This is a genomic window from Clostridium sp. Cult3, from assembly GCF_021655115.1.
Taxonomy (GTDB): Bacteria; Bacillota; Clostridia; order Tissierellales; family Tepidimicrobiaceae; genus PPXY01.
In genome coordinates this window covers 1-21,907 of record NZ_PPXY01000008.1, presented here as the reverse complement: position 1 = coordinate 21,907, position 21,907 = coordinate 1, and the positions used below count along the sequence as shown (strand labels likewise).

Genomic DNA, 21,907 nt, shown 5'->3' with positions numbered 1-21,907 from the left:
TTATCCCTTGTTTCCTAACTCCACTGCAACAAAATGCTTTACTTTATCGTCAATCAGACTAATATAGTCTTTATCTATAGTTACCCCGTCTACTATTATACTACTTACTCCCCTATTTACCTTACAGGGGTTTTTTATTTCTATATTATATTCAGTGTTTTTATATCTATATTTTATACTAAATCCTTCCCAATTTTTAGGTATACATGGATCCAAGAATAACTTATCCTTTTCTACCCTAAATCCTAATATATCTTCTAGACCTACTTTATACATCCAACCAGATGAACCAGTATACCAAGTCCAGCCCCCTCTCCCTAGATGTTGAGGATTAGTATATACATCAGCTGCTACCACATAGGGTTCTACCTTGTAAGTGGCGCATTCTATGAAAGTTCTAGAATGGTTAATTGGGTTTATCATACTAAATAATCCATAAGCCTTATCTCCCTCTCCTAACATGGCAAAAGCTTTAATAACCCAAGTTGCTCCATGAGTATACTGGCCTCCATTTTCCCTTACTCCTGGTACATAAGATTTTATATATCCTGGATCCAATTCTGTATTATCGAAAGCAGGTGTCAATAAAGCCACAATACCTGATTCTTTATCTACTAAATATTTTTCTACCGATGCTAATGCTGTCTCTGCCCTTTTCCTATCCCCCAAGTTTGAAATAACTGACCAAGATTGGGATATGGAATCTATTCTACATTCGCTATTCTCCTTAGAACCTATAGGACTACCATCATCAAAAAATGCTCTCTTATACCACTCTCCATCCCAAGCATTGGCTTCTATAGACTTCTTTAACTCAAGTATTATAACTTCATATTTTTTAGCTCTATCTATATCCCCTACCCTTTCACAAATAGGAATGAAAGCTTTAAGGACTGTAGCTAAAAACCAAGCTAACCATACAGACTCACCCTTTCCCTTGTATCCTACCTTATTCATGCCATCATTCCAATCTCCTCCCCCCATAAGTGGTAAACCTCTTTCCCCAAAGTTTAAGGATTTTTCAATGGATCTAATACAATGTTCATACACAGTTCCTACTTCTTCAGACAGCTTTGGAACCTCATATCTTTCATATTCAGTTTCCTTTAATATGGGACTTTCTATAAAAGGTACCTTCTCCTTAAGTATACTGTCATCCCCTGTTACCAACACATATTCTGCCACCCCTAAAGGTAGCCAAAGTAAATCATCAGAATATCTACTCCTAATCCCCTTGTGAACCTCACTATCTGGTATAGGATGCCACCAGTGTTGGATATCTCCCTCTTCATATTGATGTTTACAATTTCTAACAATTTGCTTCCTAGTCTTTTCTGGTATATGGTAAAGGGCATTTACCACGTCTTGCATCTGATCCCTAGCTCCAAAAGCTCCTCCCACTTGATAAAAACCTGCCCTTCCCCATATTCTACATACTATAGTTTGATATATTAGCCAGTTATTCATCATATAGTCCATGGTCTTATCTGGAGTTTGTATCTGAATCTTTGACAATATACCATCCCAAAAAGCTTTAGCATCTTCTAAAGCTTCCTTTGCCCTTTGGATATTGGTGTATTTGTTAATAAGACTAAGTCCCCTATCTAAATCCTTCTCCTCTCCTAATAAAAAAACTATTTCTTTTTCAGATTTTGGAGGGATATTTATATTTATTTTAATAGCACCACATGGGTTATATCCCATACCTACTGTATTGGACAATCTTTCCCTTTTAAGTCCATCTGGATTTTCATAGGAAGGAAAATTCCCTAAAAACTCCTTCCTATCACCAGTATAGGACTGCAACTTCTCAGATGTACCCATAAAAATTGTACTATCTTTAAACTCACTATTAGTAGAGTTGTTTATAAACATTGTCTCTTCCTTTATGCCGGTTTCCAATAGATTTTCCGTCTCTTCATCTGTTACCCCCAACACTGGCCTAATATAGTAGACTAAACTTATATTTCTATCTCTTGCCGTTTGATTTTTTAAGCTAATTAGGTTTATCTTTATATTATCTTCCATAGGAGTAAACATGGTAAGTTTTTGTTCTATACCATGGCTCTCGTGAGAAAAGCAGGTATAGCCTTGGCCATGGGTAATTATATAATCATTTTCATCTCTGATAGGATATGGTGTAATAGTAAACACTTCTCCCGTGTATTCATCCATTATGTATATTATTTCTCCAGATTTCCCCACCAGGGGGTCATTATACCAAGGGGTCAATTTGTTTTCCCTGCTATTTTGACACCAACTAAACCCTGTACCTAATTCGTCTACTATAAACCCAAACTCTTTATTTGCAATTACATTTATCCAGGGTAATGGGGTATTTAAACCCTTAGTCAATCTAATGATGTACTCTTTACCTCCATTAGAAAATCCTCCATATCCATTAAAGTAATTTAATTTCAAGTTCTTTGTGCTTACTGGGTACACTTCTAAATTCTCATTAAATTTCTTATTAGGTATTTCCTCTTCATCTTTGATTTTTGTAACTATTCCTCTCTCAGCTTTAATGACAAGTCTAGACCATTTATATAATAGGAATTCGTCCTCCTCTGTAAGGGTATTCTTATTCCTAATAAATATTCCTCCAGGAATATCCACTACGTTTCCTCTCTTGCTATATACTATCTCCCTTATATTTTCAAATAACGGTTGATAATAAATGCTTTCATCTTCATTTAATATGACTAAATCTACTTTTAGCCCCTTATAAGACCAATATTCGTGGGCATCTATTAACTTTATGACAGTTTCTATTCCCTCTATGGATTTAATGGCAATTAAAACTATAGGATTATCCCCTGATATACCCTGAGCCCATAAACCTTCTTTACCTTTTACATTCCTTTTTAGCAAATATTCATACGTAAACTTAGTATTTTCATCTATATAGAATAAATAGGGTAATAACTCTTCGTAAAATTCCACATCTTGGTGATTTAAATTTAAGTACCCTATTTCCGTCTGACTTTTAGTCTTCGAAAGGTCTATAGCCCGTTTAATGTTCTCCTTAGTAGAATATTTTTTCAGTATATCAATAGCTTCCTGTCTACTATGGGTTAAAGCAGTTATATAGTATACTTCCTTTTCTTCATTAGGCTGTAATTTTATTTTAGTGCTTAGACTCATAATAGGATCTAGTACTACCCCTGTTGTATTGCTAAGACCCTTAACAATTCCCTTTGGTCTTTTTAATGAGTTCCCCCTTCCTATAAAGTTTGCTCTACTAGTTTCATATTGAAATCTATATTCCTCCTCAAGGAAGGACTTCATGCCATGGACAACCCAATAATCCTGAAGCCTATCCTCCCTTTTCCTCCTATAGGATAATATTCCATGTTGCTCCTCTAAGACTTCTGTTTTAACAAATAGATTGTTAAAAGCAGGGTGAGCTAAATCTGAATCCATAGTGGAACCCGTGGTTTCAAAATAGCTTGTGGTTTCTAATATAGCTTCCCTATCTCCGCTATTTTTTAAGATTACCTTTCTAATTTCCCCTAGTTCCTCTGGGAGAAGAAATATATCCATTATAGTCTCTATATCATCATCCCTTCTATAAAATCTAGCTTTATAATTGGAAAACTCTACTTCATATAGATCCGGCTCCTTATATACGGGGGCATAGGCGGTAGACCATATACCATTGTTAGCTACATCCTTTATATATATAAATTGCCCATAGGGAGTAGACAGATAGTCTTTTCTCCATCGGTTAATAAATATATCCTGATCCTTAGAAAAGCCCTCCCCTCTATTGTTTATCATTACAGAGTAGGTACTTGAAGATAGCATATGACACTTTATTTTAGATAGATGCTCTTTTGAATATACCCTACTCTTCCATTGTAATTCTTTTTTAGGTATTACTCTTATTTCTTCTAAGCTTTCTTTTTCCTTAGATATAATGGGGTTTATAGGAATTTTTTCTTGTAATAATAGTTCACCACATCTCATCTGAGGATCCCTATGGAATCTATCTATCATTATATCCTTATTTATGAAGTTGTTTATGGCAATGAATATCATCCCCTGGTGATGGCTCATATAGGATTTTACAATTCCCCTATCCATATGAATAGGTAATCTCCAATCGGTATAATCTATGGCTTCATAAAACCCATATGGACCTTCTAATCCTTCCTTTTCAAGCTTACTAATATTTTTAAATGCCTCCTTATAATCAAATTTCAGGGCTAAAAAGGTAGAATATGGGGATACTACCAATTCATCTTTCAATTCTCGCTTAAAACCTAAAGCTGGCACTCCAAAGGCCTTATACTGGTAGTTCAACTGACTATCAAAGGCGAAAAAACCAGATTCTGAAATCCCCCAAGGTATATTGTGATAATTACCATAGATTCTTTGTATCCTGATAGATGTTTTATAGGTTTCATCTAATAAGGTGTTTTTATAGTTTTTCAGTAACAGTGTAGGCATCAAATATTCAAACATGGTGCCAGACCAAGAAGCTAGCGATATATACCCATTCTCCATAATCAAAGATTTCCCTAGTCTATTCCAATGTTCTAAGGGCACTTCTCTTCTAGAAATAGCGATATAGGACGAAATCCTAGCTTCAGAGGCCAATAGATCATAATAGGATTTCAAAGGCCTATTTTCTCCTACATCGTAACCTATGTAGAATAAATCTTTAGTTGCATCATATAGGGGATAAAATTTAGTAGCATCTATTAGCCCTTCTATCCTATCTATTAAATCCATAGCTTTTAATACTAGTTCCTCGTCTAATTCACTATCAGCTAGAGGACCTATAACATACTCCTTTAGTCCTTCCTTTAATACTATTAGATAAGATATTAAATTTCCACTATCCACTGTCGATACAAATACTGGCATTAAGGGTTCTAGGGTCTCGGTATTATACCAATTATATAAATGCCCTTCCCATTTTTCCATCTTTTCCATAGTGTTTATGGTAAGGCCTACCAAGTCCACCATCTCCCCAGTAGTGATAAATCCTAAATCCCTACTAGATAATATAGCTAAAAGGTAAAAACCTATATTAGTAGGAGATGTTCTGTTGGCTACTCCATTATAAGGATATTCCTGAAAATTATCGGGAGGAAGATAATTGTTCTTCTCGTCGGTAAAAGTTTGATAATATTCCCAAGTCTTCCTTCCAATCTCGTAGAGTAATTTCAAATTTTCTCCATCAACTTCCATAGTTTCTACATCCTCTTTGCTGATATTGTAGGCTACTAAGGGCCCTACTAACCACAATAAAGCAATTACACCACTTATCCAGAGCCTATTTGGATTAAATAAATAGGTTAGAATAAGTAATAGCAAAGAGACAATAATATTTTCATTCATCCTCTTCATATAGCTGGAAAGACTGTTATCAAGTCTTTTTTCCATATCAAAAGCTGTTGTCCATTCCAACAGGTTTTTATTGGATACAAATACCCTATAGATAGTTCTTCCTATTGCATCCAACATCATCCTAGCCTCATGGGGCAAAAACATCAAAGATAAAATCCCTTGATATAAATAGGTCTTGTACCCTAGGATAAGATCCCCATTTAACTTCACCTTTTGCATCTTAAACCTTTTGTATAATATGGTATCTAAACCCATATTGATAATAGGTAGAAACAATGTAACCATAGAGAGACTTAACCATATGGATGTATTTCCTGGAAACAAAGATAAACCAAGAATAAAAGTCAATAGTAAAAATATAGGTAATAGGCTCCTTCTCATATTGTCTAATATCTTCCATTTAGAAAGGGAATTTATATGATTACTATATGGCTTTTTTAGCCATCTAATCAATTGCCAATCCCCTCTAACCCATCTGTGTTGTCTCATAATATAGGAGCTGTATTTCTCTGGGTATCCATCAACTAATCCTATATCTGTAGCTAAACCTGCCCTAATATAGCTACCTTCTAATAGATCATGGCTTAATACAGCGTTTTCTGGAATAGTAGCTAAGCATTTTTGAAAAGCTTTTAAATCATATATGCCTTTACCTGTAAATATTCCCTCTCCGAATAAATCCTGATATATATCAAAGGTAGCAGTACTATAAGGATCTATTCCTCCTACACCTGCAAATATTCTAGTAAATAGTGATTTGTTGCTACTTTCTATATCTATCAGCATTCTAGGCTGAATAATTCCATACCCTTCTATTACCCTATTTCTTTCTTCGTCTACTACTGCCCTATTCAATGGATGGGCTATGGTGCCTATTAATTTCTTTGCCCCATCTATAGGCAGTTTGGTATCTGCATCTAAAGTAAGTACATAACTAATTTTTCCCTGTATTTTGGTTATATCTCCTGATATGGTATTAAAACTAGTATTCTTCCCTCCCAACAATATTTCATTAAGCTCTACCAAAGCTCCCCTTTTTCTTTCCCAACCCATCCATTTATCTTGAGTTTTAGAATGTATCCTTTTCCTATGGAGATAGTAAAATATCTCCTTTCCCTTTCCATACTTATCGTTTAATTTCTGTGCCATTTCAATACCCTTATTGAGTATTTCTTCATCAGATTCTATTACTTCACTATCTCCGTCCTTAAAATCCCCTACTATTCCAAAATAAATATTCTCTTCCCTATTAGAAAGATAATATACTTCTAGGTTTTTAAACAGTTCTTCAACACGATCTACACTAGGTAGTAAAGTTGGGATGACTACAAAAGTGCTATGTTTTTCAGGAATTTCACCTTTGAAGTCCAATTTGGGAAGCATTCTAGGCCTATGCATTTTTGAAAACAGGTAGTTAACTACATTTGTAGAAATAGTTAATAAGGGTATAGATATTATTATAAAAATTAGTATACCCCAGTAGATGTTTCCTCTAGTATAACCATATAAACTTAGTATGGAGGCTACACAAATCCATAGTAAAATAATAGGGAAATAATAATAAGCATATTTCCCTAAATAGACTCCATAGGTCTTATTCTCTTTTTTAAAGAAACTAAAAAGCTCTTCTCTCCCCCTATCTAGAATGTAATATCCAATATGGGCTTTTTTATCCCTGCAACCCTTATCCCATTCTAACTTTGCAAGTTCTAATATCTTTTTGGATAAAAAGATCTCTTGTACTTTAAACCGCTCTGCTAATACTTGAGTTTCATATCTATAATAAGCTTTAGAGGATAAATCCATACTTTCATATACACCTAAAGGATCTGCCTTATATATACTTTCAACAACAGATAAGGTATCAAATATACGTTCCCAATTTAGGGAGGAAATATCCCTCAAGGAACCTATGCCATAGCCTAAAGATAGTTTGTATTTAGACTGACGTATGTATTCCCTTTCTAATATAGTCTTGATACTATAACCTATATAGTCTAATTTTCTATCAATGGCCTCTAATGCCCATGAAAGGTTTTCACCTTCTTCTCTTATTTTCCTTACTAACCTTTCTATTTTTCTAGTGTCTATGACATGTATTTCATCTAGGATCTCCTTTAGATTTTTTTCAAGATTGATTTCTTCAACCTTTTCCCATATCTTATATGTATGAAATAGGTTTGATGAAATATCTCTAATATACTCTATCAAACCTAGGGTAATAAAGGTAGGTAAATAGTGTATCTCCTCTAATGTTAATACTTCTTCCTTCTGAAATCCATTGACAAATCCTTCAATGCTATCTTCTGTAATATTGCCTCCTGAGTGGGATATTAGTTCTAGTGCTAGGATATATACCAAGGGGTAGCCCTTTAATGGTTCTCCTTCTATAATCCTTACCCTCATGTTTTTTTCATCTTTTAAACTAAATTTCAATTGTTTGTAGACTAACTCGATTATGTAAAAATTATCTAGAAGCCATTCTGTTCCCTTCGGCAGTTCTTTGTCCGTATTTTTATTAAAATACAAATAAATTCCTTCAATTTCCTTGAAGCTAGCATCCAATCTATTTTTAAGAAACCTCTTTACATTAACTTTTCTGTTGGTTTTATATATTTCACCTATCTGTTCTCCATGCTCTACTAATCTATCTCGATCTAAATCTATATCCTTTATAACAATAGAATTTCTATTCTTTTTAAAGTCGAACCTTCGCCACATATCCTTCTTCCTTTCATTAAAAGCCTTTAATCAATTTTCTTATCTTGTCATCATATAAGGTCCATAGCTCCTCTGCATATTCTTCATCATAGCCTTCAATATATAGGTTAAATACTGGCTTTTCTTCATCAGGAGCAATCATAGCCCATCCCCTATCCTCTATAAATCTAACACCTTCTATTAGCTCAATTCCCTGTTGTCTATCTTCAGTTAGTCTTCTAAGGATATTGCCCTTATCGTCCCATTTGCAGGAGATCTCCTTTTTTAGATAATAGTACTCAGGCAACTGTTGTACCAACTTATTTAAAGCAATATCTTCACCTACAAGATAATCTATTATTTTTCCAGTAGCCCAAATTCCGTCAAAATTTAGTATATATTGAGTGGATATGTTTTTATCTACCATAGTGCCAATAATATCCGATATATTGGATTTACTATAGTTAATGTAGGCTTTATACTCATCTGCTATCTTCTCTATAATCCTTGGGAAATTATAGGGAATAACTGCCTCCTTCAAATCCCCAGACTTAAAACCTAAGCTCAAGGTTAATAGATGGTATTTTTCATCCTGGACATTGTTAAACCCATCTGTTAGTGCTATCCTTTCCCCATCCCTAGAATATAGTATTCCTAAGTCCCCATCCTCCTCTAACACCATACTTCCTATATCCTCCATGGTCAGTCCATTCCTGTAGGGCAGTGTTCTTACCTTACAGCCTATCCCTTTTAAATACTCTTCCGCCAATTTGCAAATATTTTTTGAGGGGGATGCTATGATCAATTTAGGTCTTATATTTTTGATCTTTTCTATGTTCTTTAAGTGAGTTTTTCCTCCGCTAAAATAAACCTTGGAAAAATTTTGTACTTTCACTATGTCCTTAATGTCATCACCAGAGCATCTTTTAAAATCCCCTATTACAATAGAGTTTTCAATTTTTCTCCTCTTATTTTTATCGATATTAACTCCTTTTTCATCTAAAAACTCTATATATATATCATCCTCCCCATGAGAACTTATATGTATTCCCCCATGGCTACTAAAGTATCTAATTCCAAATCTACATATAGGTATAGTGCTATAATCTATATCGATAACCTGGCTACCCGTTGAAAGCACACCAGATATTATTGAATACTTCATAGATTTAGACAAATTGTGTTCATCACTACTGACTATATAACTTCCTCCCGGCTCCATAATAGTGGCAAAAGCAGTACCTAAACTAACAGCCATCTCTAGAGTTATATTTTGATTAAATATCCCTGATATATTCCTATATCCAAACAGTTTCTTGTTAGCTGCATCCCTCCATATTAAATTGTCCTTTACCGTAACAGTTTTATCTACAGTCTTATAGGGCCATATCTTGACATCAGGTTTTATGGTAGTATCCTGATATATTTTAGAATGGGCACCTACCACTACTCCCTCAAATAGCCTACTGCGGCTATCTAAATAAACATGATTACATATGACAGATTTTCTTATTTCACAGTTTTCTCCAATGTTTACATTGTCCCATAATATACTCCTCTTGATGGAAGTGCCTCTGTTTATTACACAGTTGTTCCCAATTACTGTGTAGGGTTCTATAATAGCCCCTTCCCTTATCAAAGAATTTTTACCTATGTATAGAGGAGGATGTAACTTTGCACCTTTTTCTATAGTAGTACCTCTTTCTATCCAGATTTGCTCATGTTTTTCCCTTCCTAGTAAATAATGTTCTCTAGTATCAGAAAAAATATCAACATGGGTTTCTATATAGGTAGATAGATCGCCTACATCACACCAATACTCCTCTGCTACATAACCGTACATAGGTATATCATCCTTTAATAGGCGGGGAAATAAATCCTTACTAAAATCAAAATTATCTCCCTTGTTATAGTAATCTAGCACCTCTGGTTCCAATATATAAATCCCCGTATTGATAGTATCGCTAAAAACCTCTCCCCAGCTAGGTTTCTCTAAAAACCTTATGATTCTTCCATAATCATCAGTAATAACTACTCCGTATTCTAATGGAATTGGCTCCCTTTTTAAAACCAATGTGGCTTTAGAACCTTTTTCCCTATGGAATTCATAGGCTTTTGTTAAATCTATATTGGTGAAAGCATCTCCACTTATAACAATAAAAGTACTATCTAGAAATTCCTGGGCATTTTTTACGCTACCACCAGTACCTAAGGGCTCATTTTCAATATAATATTTAAGATTAACATCAAACTCCTTTCCATCATCAAAATACTCCATTATTTTGTTAGGAAGGTAGTGTAAGGTAACAGCTATATCATGTATTCCATGTTCCTTTAAAAGATCGATACCATATTCCATAACTGGTTTATTGAAAATAGGTACCATTGGTTTTGGCAATTGACAAGTAAGAGGTCTAAGCCTAGTACCCATTCCTCCTGACATAATAACTCCTTTGATTGTAATCACTCCTCCATAAAATACTTATACAAGAGTATTTTGTGAAATATTGTATAAATTATACATAATAAAAGCCTTCATCTTAGCTAAGTGCCAAAATGAAGGCTTTAATAATTTTACATATTATTCTATTGATTCAATCCTATCCATGGTAGCTTTTTCTATAGCCTTTATCTTATTTTGTGAAGATTTTCTATCCCCATCTCTAGAATAGATATATACCTTTATCTTTGGTTCTGTACCTGAAGGCCTTACTGCATACCAGGAACCATCGTCAAAGTAATATTTTAAAACATTGGATTTTGGATTTCCTGTTTCATCTTTCAAATAATCTATAGTTTTTATAAGTTTCATGTCATCTATATTAGTAATAGGTCTATCTCTAAAGGAATCCATTATTCTTCCAATTCTATGACTTCCTTCTATACCTTCTAATACTATGGAAATAAGCTTCTCAAAATAATAACCATATTCCTTATATATATCTTCTAGCTCATCTAATAGGGTTTTCCCTTGGGTCTTATAATATGCTGCCATCTCCGCTATTAGCATAGAAGAAATAACGCCGTCCTTATCTCTTACCATTGTATCGTAAACATATCCAATGCTCTCCTCATAACCCATTATGAAGGTGTATTCACCACTCCTGTCAAATTCGTTAGCCTTTCCACATATATTTTTAAAGCCAGTGAGAGCTTCTATGGTAGCTACCTTATAGTTTTCAGCTATAGCCTTGCTTAAATCCCCTGTTACTATGGATTTAACTATAGCTGCATTTTTAGGTATAGTATTGTCCCTATGTCTAGATGACAATATATAGTTTACCAACAGGGCTCCCGTTTGATTACCATTTAAAGCTATATATTCCCCACTGGAATCTTTGACCATGCAAGCTACCCTATCACAATCTGGGTCCGTAGCTATCAATATATCTGCCTCCTTTTCCTTACCTAATTTCTTGGCATAGTCAAAGGCCTTTATATCCTCTGGGTTTGGATAACCTACTGTAGTAAAATCTGGATCTGGATTTTCCTGTTCTGGTACTACAATAACGTTGGTAAAGCCTCTTTCTCTTAAAACTCTCCTAACCAATTTATTACCTGTACCATTCAAAGGAGTATATACGATTTTTATATCTTTATCAATATTTTCATTTAATGCAAGGGCTTTTACCTTCTCTACATATTCGTCATCTATTTCCTTTCCTATGTATTTTATTAAACCCTTATCTACCCCTTCTTCTAGGTCTATAAGCTTAATATTGGAAAAGTCCCCTACATGATTAATATTGTTAAGAATTTCATCTGCTATATCATCGAGTATTTGGGAACCTTCTTCCCAATATACTTTATATCCATTATAATCCTTAGGGTTGTGACTAGCTGTAATTACTATACCGGAAATAGTGCCTAATCTCCTAATAGTATAGGATAGTAATGGGGTAGGCCTTATATCATCAAATAGGTATACCCTTATTCCATTAGCTGCTAATACGCCAGCGGCAATTTCAGCAAAATCCTTGGAAAAATGTCTTACGTCATAAGCAATAGCTACACCTCTATTCATAGCATCTTTTCCCCTACTTTTAATGGTATCAGCTAAGCCTTGAGTAGCTAAAGATACAGTGTATCTATTCATCCTATTAGTACCGGCACCAATTTTTCCTCTTAATCCTGCCGTCCCAAAGGTTAAATCCGTATGAAATCTATCCAATATTTCCTTATCATCGCCTTTTATGGACTCTAACTCCCTTTTAGTATCTTCATCAAAGTATCCATCCTTTAACCAATAGTTGTATTTTTCTAAATGATTCATATTAAAACCTCCTAAAACATATTTAGTCATCTAAAAATTCTAGAACATTTGCTACTTGTAATAGTATGCCTCTTGATAAACATTCCTCATCTATATCGAAGTAAGGGGTATGACCACTATGTATAATTCCCTTTTGTTCATTACCTGAGCCTAAATGGAAAAAAACTGCCGGCCTTTCTTCTGTAAAATATGCAAAGTCCTCTACTCCATAGCTAGGATAGGGCATTTCATATACATTTTCCATTCCTAAAAGCTTTACTCCATTCTTCTTAACTATATCTACCATAGAATCATCATTGAGCAAAGCAGTGTAGCTTTCTGTCCTTATGAGTTCGCCATGACCTCCCATAGCTTTTGGAATATCTTCAACTATAGTTTTTACCTTATGTATTACTAAATCCCTGGCATTTTCATCTAAGGTTCTAACTATACCTGCCATCTCCACCTTATCCGCAATTATATTTCTAGCATATCCTCCTTCGATTGTACCAAGGGTCACCACTGCTGAAGATCTAGGATCCACGTTTCTACTTACTATAGTCTGTAATGCTACTATTACTTGTCCTGCTATGGAAATAGCATCTATTCCATTTTGAGGATAGGCTCCATGACTATTTTTCCCATGTATGATTATTTTAATCATATCGGAGGCAGCCTTCATTTGACCATATTTGATACCTATTTGCCCTGTTTTAAGGCTATTGTCTACATGAAGACCAAATACTCCATCTACATAGGGGTTCTCCAATACTCCCCCTTCAATCATAGGCAATGCCCCTCCTACAGTTTCTTCTGCTGGTTGGAATAATAGTTTTACATTGCCCTTTATATCTTCTTCCATATCCTTTAAAATCCTTGCTACTCCTAGCAATATGGCTGTATGGGCGTCGTGCCCACAGGCATGCATCTTTCCTTCTATCCTAGATCTATAAGGAACTTCCTTCTTATCATCTATAGGTAGGGCATCTATATCAGCCCTTAAGGCTACCGTCTTACCAGACTCTCTACCTCTTATTATACCTACCACTCCAGTATTTGCTACAATGTAATGGTCGATATCCATTTCTATTAAATATTCAACAATCCTATCCCTAGTTCTATACTCTTCCATTCCTAACTCTGGAAACTGGTGAAAATCCCTTCTAATACTTATTACCCAGTCTTCTATTTCGGAAACCTTAGAGATTAAATAGCTATTTTCCAACCAAGTTCCCTCCTGTTTATACCTAATATACATTAATATTATAGCATAAACTGGTAGGCTAAAGAAGAGGTAAAACTAACAAATAATACACCTTAAGGACATCCTTAAGGTGTATTGTTCAAATTTATTCTATATTGCTTCTCCATTCCTTTAGTTTATAGGTTCTAGATTTTTCTCTTATTACTGGATCCTTTTCTATTATGGATTTGGCTTCATCAATAGTTTCCACATTGTAAATTATTAGACCACCACTATGATCTGTAAATGGTCCTTTAGCATATATTTTACCTTCATCAATATATCTATTAAGGTATGCTTTGTGCTCATCTAATACTTCAGCATCCTTTTCAGGATCTATAGTCTCTAAAATTGCTGCATATAATATCATTTCATATCCTCCCTTTATATACTTATATTTATTCTATATCACATTTACTTCAGCCCGATTTCTTCCGCCACTTTCTTCATGCCTTCAATGGTTTCTGTAATGACTTGGTTTAAATCCATTCCAAGGATTTCTGCACCTTCTGCAATTATTTCCCTATTTACTCCAGCTGCAAAGGATTTATCCTTCCATTTTTTCTTTACTGATTTTACCTTCATATCAGATATCCCAGTAGGACGCATTAATGCAGTGGCATTTATTAGCCCTGTTAATTCGTCAACGGTATATAACACCTTTTCCATTGTCTCTATAGGCTCTACATCGGTACATATTTTCCATCCATGACTCATTATAGCCCTAATATAATCCTCTGGCCAATTTTCCTCTTCTAGTATCTCTTCGGTCCTCTTACAATGTTCTTCTGGATACATCTCATAGTCCAAATCATGTACAAGACCTATAATCCCCCATTTCTCTATATCTTCTTCTCCTAGTAGTTCTGCAAAATGTACCATAACAGCTTCTACAGCTAAGGCATGTTTTATTAAACTTTCACTATTATTGTATTTCTTTAAAAGCTCAAAAGCTTCTCTCCTTGTAGGAGCTTTCTTTTCCACTGGCACACCTCTTTTCTTTTGTTTTAATATAATATATTAACTATTAGAACCTATCATAACTTACGATCTCATCAAGCTCTTTCCTTGGCCTAGGTGAGGGTGATTCATCGGGATATCCTAATGGAGTTATGGAAACTACTCTTACTCCTTCTGGAATATCTAAAACTTCCTTGACTTTTCCTTCATCATAACTACCTAGCCAACAAGTTCCTAATCCTTGCTCATATGCTTCTAATATCATATATGCAGTAGCAATAGATAAATCAACAGTATATCTTGGCTGACCACCTCTCATGACCCCTTCTGATTCCGTACCACAGCAAACTAAAATTATTGGAGCTTCTCCAACAAATGGTTGACCTATGGCTTCAGTAAGCTCTTCCCTTGTTTTATCATCTCTTACAACAATGAATTTCCACTCCTGTCGATTTCTTGCCGATGGTGAAAGCCTAGCTGCCTCTAAAACCTTTAGCAGTTTTTCTTCTTCAACAGACTTATTACTATATTTTCTAATACTTCTTCTACCTTCAATCGCTGATAAAACATCCATTATATATACCCCCTATAATAATATTATTATTGCCTATATTATATCAAAAATTGGGCAAAAGTAGAAATAGGATGGCATACTACTAGTTACAACCTATACAATTTTTCTAATTCCACAGCTAGATTAGCTCCTACCAATGCATTATTATATACTAACTCTATATTGGACTTTAAGCTTCTTCCTTCAGTGATATTCTTTACCTTGTCTAGTAGAAAAGGGGTTACCTCTTTACCTGTTATTCCTTTGGTGTCTGCCTCCTTTAAGGCATCTTTTATCGCCTGATCAATTATATTAATGTCCATCTCATATTCTTTAGGTATTGGATTGGCCACTACAATTCCCCCATCTAATCCTAAATCCCATTTAATCTTTATGGCTTTAGCCAACTCCTCTTCCCCTTCTACCTGATAGTCTACGCTAAATCCACTTTTTCTAGTAAAAAAAGCAGGAAACTCATGGGTTTTAAATCCTACAACAGGGACTCCAAAGGTCTCTAAATATTCTAAAGTAAGACCTAAATCCAGTATGGATTTGGCTCCTGCACAAACTACTGTCACATTGGTGTGGGCTAATTCCTGCAAATCTGCGGATATATCAAAGGTCTTCTCTGCTCCTCTATGAACCCCACCTATACCTCCTGTGACAAACACCTTTATACCTGCTAAATTAGCTATAATCATAGTAGAAGCTACAGTGGTAGCACCATTTAAACCCTTGGATAGGATAAAAGGTAGATCCCTTCTACTGACTTTGTGTACATTCTTTGCCTTTCCTAGATATTCAATCTCCTCTTCATTTAAACCCACTTTTATTCTTCCTTCTAATATAGCAATGGTAGCTGGAATTGCTCCCCTGTCCCTTATTATCTTTTCTACTTCCATTGCAGTTTTTACATTTTGAGGATAGGGCATTCCATGGGATATAATGGTAGATTCCAAAGCCACTACTGGTTTCCCTTCTTCTAAAGCCTTCATTACCTCTTCCTTAATATCCATATTTTTTTTCATTATAGTCCCAACTCCTTTATTCTTTTCTCAATATTTTCTACCGATATATTTTGATTTATGGTATTTTCGTTTTCTAAAGTTACAATTGATGCTCCTATAGAAAATTTTATAGTGCTTTCTGTATCTAATCCATTGAAATAGGAATAGGCTAGTCCTGCCATAAAAGCATCCCCTGCACCAGTGGCATTTATAATAGATATCTCAGGTGATTTCATATGTAACTCCTTTTTTCTATCACGGTAATATACTCCATCTTCCCCTAAAGTAATAAATACCCTTTTAACTCCCATATCTATGAAATAACTAGCTACTTTTTTCAAATCCCCATTATCTATTATTTCCATTCCCGATAGTATTTCAGCCTCCAACTTATTTGGCTTTATCGTATGGAAATAGCCTAGCATATCCTTAACCGTTTCTGCTTTTGTCGTAGATACCGTATCCAAAAAGAAATCCACATTGAAATTCAACACAATATATTCCAGAACTTCTCCAGGTATATTGGTATCTACTATACAAAGGGTGGAATTCTCTATGAGATCCTTTTTTTCTTGAATGAAGGATATAGTCATCTGTTCAAATATATCCATAGACGAAATAGCCAAGTTCATATCTCCTATTTCATCTAATATAGCTATGTAGGTAGATGTTTCCTCCCCTAAAAGGATTAAGGACTCTGACATATCTAGCCCTATTTTTATCCCTTCTTCTACTATAGTCTTACCATAGATATCATTACCTAAAACAGTAATGAGCCTAGTATCTATTCCAAGCCTACTCAAGTTTTCTCCTATATTCCTTCCAACTCCACCTAAAGATATGGTAGTATTACCTGGATTAGAATCTTTCATTCTGAGCTTTTTATAGGGCAAACCTATGATATCTACATTGGCGCCTCCAACTATGGTTATATAAGGTTTATCTTTCACAATATAACCTCTCCCTAAAATATATCCCTTTTTCATTAGATTAGTAATGTGAACAGCTACAGAAGATCTAGAAATTCCCAATCTTTCTGCAACCTCCCTTTGGGATATCATTGGATTTTTAGAAATTAGTTTTAGTATTTCTTCTTCCCTTCTAGTCATATGAAACTCCTTAATGTTTGCTTAGATTATAAGCTATTGTTTGTTTTATCATAAAATTATTTTTTATATTTGTCAATAGCAATTGAACAAGTATCCATCCCCGGCACTAACTTGCTTACTTATTTGTCTAGTTTAATTATTTTACATTAATATAATGATAAACAATACTCTAAAGTTATTGCTTCTGCTATAACTAAAGACCTTTATACTTATCTTTAGTTTCCGCAAAAACTAGATAATACCTTTAAAGTACCTTTAAATTTAAATAATCTAAAACTTCATTAACATCATCTATATTATATATTTTTTTCTCTATACAAAATTGAATTACTAGATCGAATATATCGCTATCTGACAAAGTATAACCAGCTGCACCCAATAGCTCTTCTGTTTCCTTCTTATTTAGTTCAAGAGCTAATGCAAGAGCAATAGCTGAGTTTTTCCCAATGCAATAGTCTGGATTAGATCGTATCTTTGAAAAGTGTCTTCGGTCAATTCCTGCTCTTTTGTAAACTTCTGAGTCAGTTCTACCTTTTTCATCAATAAAATTAAACAGTATTTCATTAAATTTTGGCTTACGTTTGTTCTTTATAAAATCCTTTATTTTACCTTTTTGTACTTCTCCATATTGAATTTTATCAAGATGTATCATACTTTCGCAATACTCAGTTTTATCCTCTTTTACATGAATATCTATATATTCTTGTAATTCATACAAAAGTTTCTTATCAAGCATAAAGCCCCACTCCTAAATGTCGCTTATCAAGCGACCAAATAATGGATATGTTCTGTTATATTATATTATATAGTAAAATCGAAAGGATGATAAGTATGGATACAAATTTAACAGAAATCATTTTTCTTCTAGATAGAAGTGGATCCATGGCTGGCCTTGAAGATGATACCATTGGTGGATTTAATGCTTTTATTGACAAGCAAAAACGATTAAAAGGGAAGACCATAGTGACAACAGTTCTATTTGACCATGAATATGAAATACTATGGAATGACGTTGATGCTAATGAAATAAAACTAACGGATAAGGAATATTATGTAAGAGGCAGTACAGCCCTCCTAGATGCAGTTGGTAAAACCATCGTAGATGTAAATCATAGATTAGCAAAAACAAATGAAGATGAAAAACCAGGCCAAATTATATTTATTATAACAACAGATGGTATGGAAAATTCAAGCCATGAATTTACTTATAAGAAGATAAAGCAGCTTATAAAGCATCAACAGGAAAAATATGATTGGAAATTCATATTTCTTGGTGCAAATATCGATACTGGGAAAGAAGCAGATAATATTGGCATTCACAAGAACAATGCCTATAGCTTTGAAGCTTCAGAATCTGGCGTTCAGCACATGTATGATGTTGTACATGATAGTGTATCGGAGATGAGAAAAGATTATAGGAAAAAATAAATAAAGTAGGGAATGAGCCTCCAATATCATTCCCTACTTTTATTCCCCAAGATGGCTAGCCTAGCTCATCCTCTTCTCTTCTTTGTTCTCCTATAAAAATTAATAGCAAGGAGAAACAGGAAATAGATTGGAATCATCAACAATAAAATTGCGAAGAAATCCCGTTGTGCTGAGTATGAGGAAGTTGTAAAACCTTTAATGCAAAAATGTCCAAGGATATAGGATATGGGTAATAGCAAAATCTTTTCCAATACATATTTTCTTTTGTCTTCCTTACGATACCTATAAAGTAAAATTCCAAACAAAATTGCCAGCAATATAGCTAACAGAAAATAATATGCAAGAACTAATCTAGGTAAAGTAACTACGCCACCACCTTCGAGTAAATCCTTTCCATGAATTAAAATGTCCCCCGTTCCATCAGTAGAATAATAGTATACTGCTACAACCTTCTCCCCATCTGGATTCAATATAATGCTTTGTGCATTATTCTTAAAAATATCTTGATTCCAAATAGTATTCCAAGTAGTTAAATGATAGACATAACCTTCCTTATTATCTGCCTCATGTCTATTAATATCATACCCAGCTACTTCATCATCAAATGTAATGATAACTTTACCGTCCTCATGTTCAGTCAAGGACATAATATCACTAGAATAAGGCAGATATTTTGGAGATGTAAGATAGGCTATACTGGTTATTACAATTATTAAAACTAAAGTAATAGTTAAAGCAATTATCTGAATTCGTTCCCGAAAAAGCTTCCTTTCTACCCTTTTAAATGGCTCTACATTAGTATCCATTGGAATTTCCTTAGGGTTTTCAATTAATTCAAACTGTTTTCTACAGTCTATACATGTTTTAAGATGTTCTTCTACAAGAACTCGAGTATCATCACTTGTAAGTCCTTCTACGTATAAAGGCAAGAGATCTTCAATTACATTACATGTAATTTTCATTAATACTCCTCCATTTCTTCTTGAATTTTCTTTCTAGCACGGTGATAAGTGACACAGGCCCAATTTTCATTTTTCCCAAAGAGATATCCTATTTGTTTGAAGCTTAACTCACTAAATACACGTAGTGAAAACACCTCTTTATATGGCTCTTTAAGCTTATGTAAAATTTCATGGATTTTTATCGAATCCTCTTTAGAGACAATTGATTGTTCTATGTTAAGTTCACTTACATGCTCTGGTTCCTTATCTGTAAATAGAAGTTTTTTGTTTTTCCGTAGATAGGAATAATAACAATTTTTTGCAATTTGACATAACCACACTCTAATATCACAATTTCCCTTAAAGGTATCAATAGATTTAATAGCTTTAATAAAAGCTTCAGAGGTAATATCTTCAGCTATATGCTCATCTTTTGACAAACCTAATATGTAAAAATATACATCTTGAAAATAAACTCTATATAGGCTTTCTAATTCGGTCACTTTTTCACCTCCTATATATAAGACGCACAGACTCTAATTATCTTACAATAAATTTTTAAAAACTATTCATTCTTTAATTATGGGGTTGTCCCCTTTAGATAGCTTTTTTGAAAACTTTTCAGGGATAACAACTATCTTTGATTGGAAACAGTTTGATCTGAACCCTTATGCAAAAAGAACCGTCCCTAATGCATTACTGCATCAATGATTGTTTAATTGGACATAATTTTTCTAGTATTCCAACCATAGGTGACAAAATGAACGCTGCATATATGGTTTTAATACCAAATTCTTTCCCAATAAAAAAGTAAAATAAAATTAACAAAAATGTATTTATAATAAAAGACTTTGTCCTTTCGCTCATTTTATCTCTCCCTAAATTTAATTCTAATCAATTTTTATTTGCAAACATGATTAGTTTGTTATAATATAAACAAAATATCGTTTACAGAATTAATTTTAACATAAATATCTGTATTCCAAAATCATTAATTTTATTTTTTTAAAAAAACTTATAATATACATTTTGTAGGAACTTTTATTACTTTTTAAAACCTGCTAAATACAAAAATAAAAAAACCCCTTGAAATCAAGGGGTTTTGATGTATCAATATTTAAGTTTTTTTATGCATTCAGTGGAGTAAAAAAAGACTCTGATTGTAGAAATTGATATATAAGGGCTATCTAAGCAGCCCCATTTATGCTCCTTCACCGTACATAATAATGATAAATTCTAATTCTTCTTCATCAGTCCAGAAACTATGGTGAACATTTTTATCTATATAATAGGCATATCCATCTTCAAAACTATACTCTTTATCACCTATTTTAACTTGTCCTTTACCTTTTATAGCAATAACTAATGTTGGAAAAGGATTTGTTTGTTGGTTTTCTTCTTCATTAATAATCATACCTTTTTCAACTCTATACCATCCAGTTCGGAGCCCCTCATCATAAACTATGGGAATAGTATATCCACCATGAACAATTCGTGCATGTTCTTTTCCTAATTTAATTTTTTCTGGTTGGTCTAAAATAAAATAGCTAAAAATAAATTTAAATATATTAATATTTTCTGGTATTTTTTCTAAATTTATAAAATCTAATGGGGTTTTGTCACTCCAATATTCCCTACCCATAGCTGTCATGGCTGACATTTCTTTTGAATATATTCTTTTTAGAGTATTTGTATCTGTAACAAAACTAAATATTTCTAATATTTCATCGGATTTACTTATGTCAAAGGTCCCATCTTCCCTAATATCAACTATATAAAAATCTTCATCAACTTTGAATCCAAATTTAAAATCTACTAAACCTTCTGTTTTCTTAATATAGGATTTAGTAAAATCCTCTAAAATTTTGTAACTTTATCTGGCTTTCTCTTCATTATTATAACCCTCCTTTCTTTCTAGTTTATATAATAAGATTTATGTGTCATTAGCTAAAACTTCAAATCATTCTTTTGATTAAGAAATTCATCTTGGAGAATCCCCATCATTATAATATCGTGGTATTTTCCTTCAATAAATATTGCTTCTCTCTTTCTTCCTTCTTCTACAAACCCCACACGCTTATATGCTCTATATCCTCTCTCATTAAAGGAAAACACTTCTAATTCAATTCTGTGTAAATTTAATTCTTCAAATCCAAATTTTAAAGTCATTTTGGTAGCTTCAGTCCCTATTCCTTTTCCAAAGTTTTTACTATCGAATAAACATATTCTAAAATGACCAGACATATTATCAATATCGATTTCATTAATATTTCTGCTTTTTGGTCCAGTCTTATCACCTTCCATCTCCCCCTAAAAAGTTATTCATAGGGGTATTATATTTTAAAGGTGGACCAGT

Annotated in this window: 16 protein-coding genes; 1 reads left to right on the top strand and 15 read right to left on the bottom strand. The window is 33.6% G+C overall.

Annotated features, from left to right (window positions below; translation table 11 throughout):
• From C3E88_RS01820 to C3E88_RS01775, 10 genes are all read right to left on the bottom strand, one after another.
• On the bottom strand, positions 1-8,079 hold the full coding sequence (locus C3E88_RS01820) for a GH36-type glycosyl hydrolase domain-containing protein (RefSeq protein WP_236908337.1): 8,079 nt from the start codon (positions 8,077-8,079) through the stop codon (positions 1-3).
• Between the two features lie 16 nt (positions 8,080-8,095).
• Complete coding sequence (locus tag C3E88_RS01815; RefSeq protein ID WP_236908336.1) at positions 8,096-10,501, bottom strand: sugar phosphate nucleotidyltransferase; 2,406 nt, start codon at positions 10,499-10,501, stop codon at positions 8,096-8,098.
• A 138-nt stretch (positions 10,502-10,639) separates the two neighbouring features.
• Positions 10,640-12,331 carry a phospho-sugar mutase gene (locus C3E88_RS01810; RefSeq protein ID WP_236908335.1) on the bottom strand — a complete coding sequence of 564 codons (1,692 nt, stop codon included), beginning with the start codon at positions 12,329-12,331 and terminating at the stop codon, positions 10,640-10,642.
• Between the two features lie 22 nt (positions 12,332-12,353).
• On the bottom strand, positions 12,354-13,535 hold the full coding sequence (locus C3E88_RS01805) for a M20 metallopeptidase family protein (protein WP_236908334.1): 1,182 nt from the start codon (positions 13,533-13,535) through the stop codon (positions 12,354-12,356).
• 124 nt (positions 13,536-13,659) lie between these two features.
• Complete coding sequence (locus tag C3E88_RS01800; protein ID WP_236908333.1) at positions 13,660-13,923, bottom strand: YciI family protein; 264 nt, start codon at positions 13,921-13,923, stop codon at positions 13,660-13,662.
• 44 nt (positions 13,924-13,967) lie between these two features.
• On the bottom strand, positions 13,968-14,537 hold the full coding sequence (locus C3E88_RS01795) for an HDIG domain-containing metalloprotein (RefSeq protein ID WP_236908332.1): 570 nt from the start codon (positions 14,535-14,537) through the stop codon (positions 13,968-13,970).
• Between the two features lie 43 nt (positions 14,538-14,580).
• Positions 14,581-15,087: a nitroreductase family protein gene (locus tag C3E88_RS01790; RefSeq protein WP_236908331.1), complete on the bottom strand. Its 507-nt coding sequence runs from the start codon at positions 15,085-15,087 to the stop codon at positions 14,581-14,583.
• 86 nt (positions 15,088-15,173) lie between these two features.
• A complete protein-coding gene (locus C3E88_RS01785) occupies positions 15,174-16,094 on the bottom strand; it encodes a pseudouridine-5'-phosphate glycosidase (protein ID WP_272878362.1) in 921 nt (306 codons plus the stop codon).
• On the bottom strand, positions 16,094-17,182 hold the full coding sequence (locus C3E88_RS01780; protein WP_236908330.1) for a PfkB family carbohydrate kinase: 1,089 nt from the start codon (positions 17,180-17,182) through the stop codon (positions 16,094-16,096). The genes C3E88_RS01785 and C3E88_RS01780 overlap by 1 nt, the downstream gene beginning before the upstream one ends.
• Before the next feature lie 244 nt (positions 17,183-17,426).
• Positions 17,427-17,918, bottom strand: coding sequence for a hypothetical protein (locus tag C3E88_RS01775; protein ID WP_236908329.1), 492 nt, complete (start codon positions 17,916-17,918; stop codon positions 17,427-17,429).
• 95 nt (positions 17,919-18,013) lie between these two features.
• On the opposite strand from C3E88_RS01775, the gene C3E88_RS01770 reads away from it, so the two are divergent.
• Positions 18,014-18,610: a vWA domain-containing protein gene (locus C3E88_RS01770; protein WP_236908328.1), complete on the top strand. Its 597-nt coding sequence runs from the start codon at positions 18,014-18,016 to the stop codon at positions 18,608-18,610.
• Between the two features lie 65 nt (positions 18,611-18,675).
• Here C3E88_RS01770 and C3E88_RS01765 read toward each other — a convergent pair whose 3' ends face one another.
• From C3E88_RS01765 to C3E88_RS01745, 5 genes are all read right to left on the bottom strand, one after another.
• Complete coding sequence (locus C3E88_RS01765; protein WP_236908327.1) at positions 18,676-19,572, bottom strand: zf-HC2 domain-containing protein; 897 nt, start codon at positions 19,570-19,572, stop codon at positions 18,676-18,678.
• Positions 19,572-20,054, bottom strand: a complete 483-nt coding sequence (locus tag C3E88_RS01760) for an RNA polymerase sigma factor (protein WP_236908326.1) — start codon at positions 20,052-20,054, stop codon at positions 19,572-19,574. The genes C3E88_RS01765 and C3E88_RS01760 overlap by 1 nt, the downstream gene beginning before the upstream one ends.
• Positions 20,055-20,247: 193 nt before the next feature.
• Complete coding sequence (locus C3E88_RS12470; protein ID WP_236908325.1) at positions 20,248-20,418, bottom strand: YitT family protein; 171 nt, start codon at positions 20,416-20,418, stop codon at positions 20,248-20,250.
• A 334-nt stretch (positions 20,419-20,752) separates the two neighbouring features.
• The gene (locus C3E88_RS01750; RefSeq protein ID WP_236908324.1) at positions 20,753-21,211 is read right to left on the bottom strand and encodes a cupin domain-containing protein; all 459 of its coding nucleotides are present in this window, start codon (positions 21,209-21,211) and stop codon (positions 20,753-20,755) included.
• Between the two features lie 287 nt (positions 21,212-21,498).
• The gene (locus C3E88_RS01745) at positions 21,499-21,855 is read right to left on the bottom strand and encodes a GNAT family N-acetyltransferase (RefSeq protein WP_236908323.1); all 357 of its coding nucleotides are present in this window, start codon (positions 21,853-21,855) and stop codon (positions 21,499-21,501) included.
• Positions 21,856-21,907 lie beyond the last annotated feature (52 nt).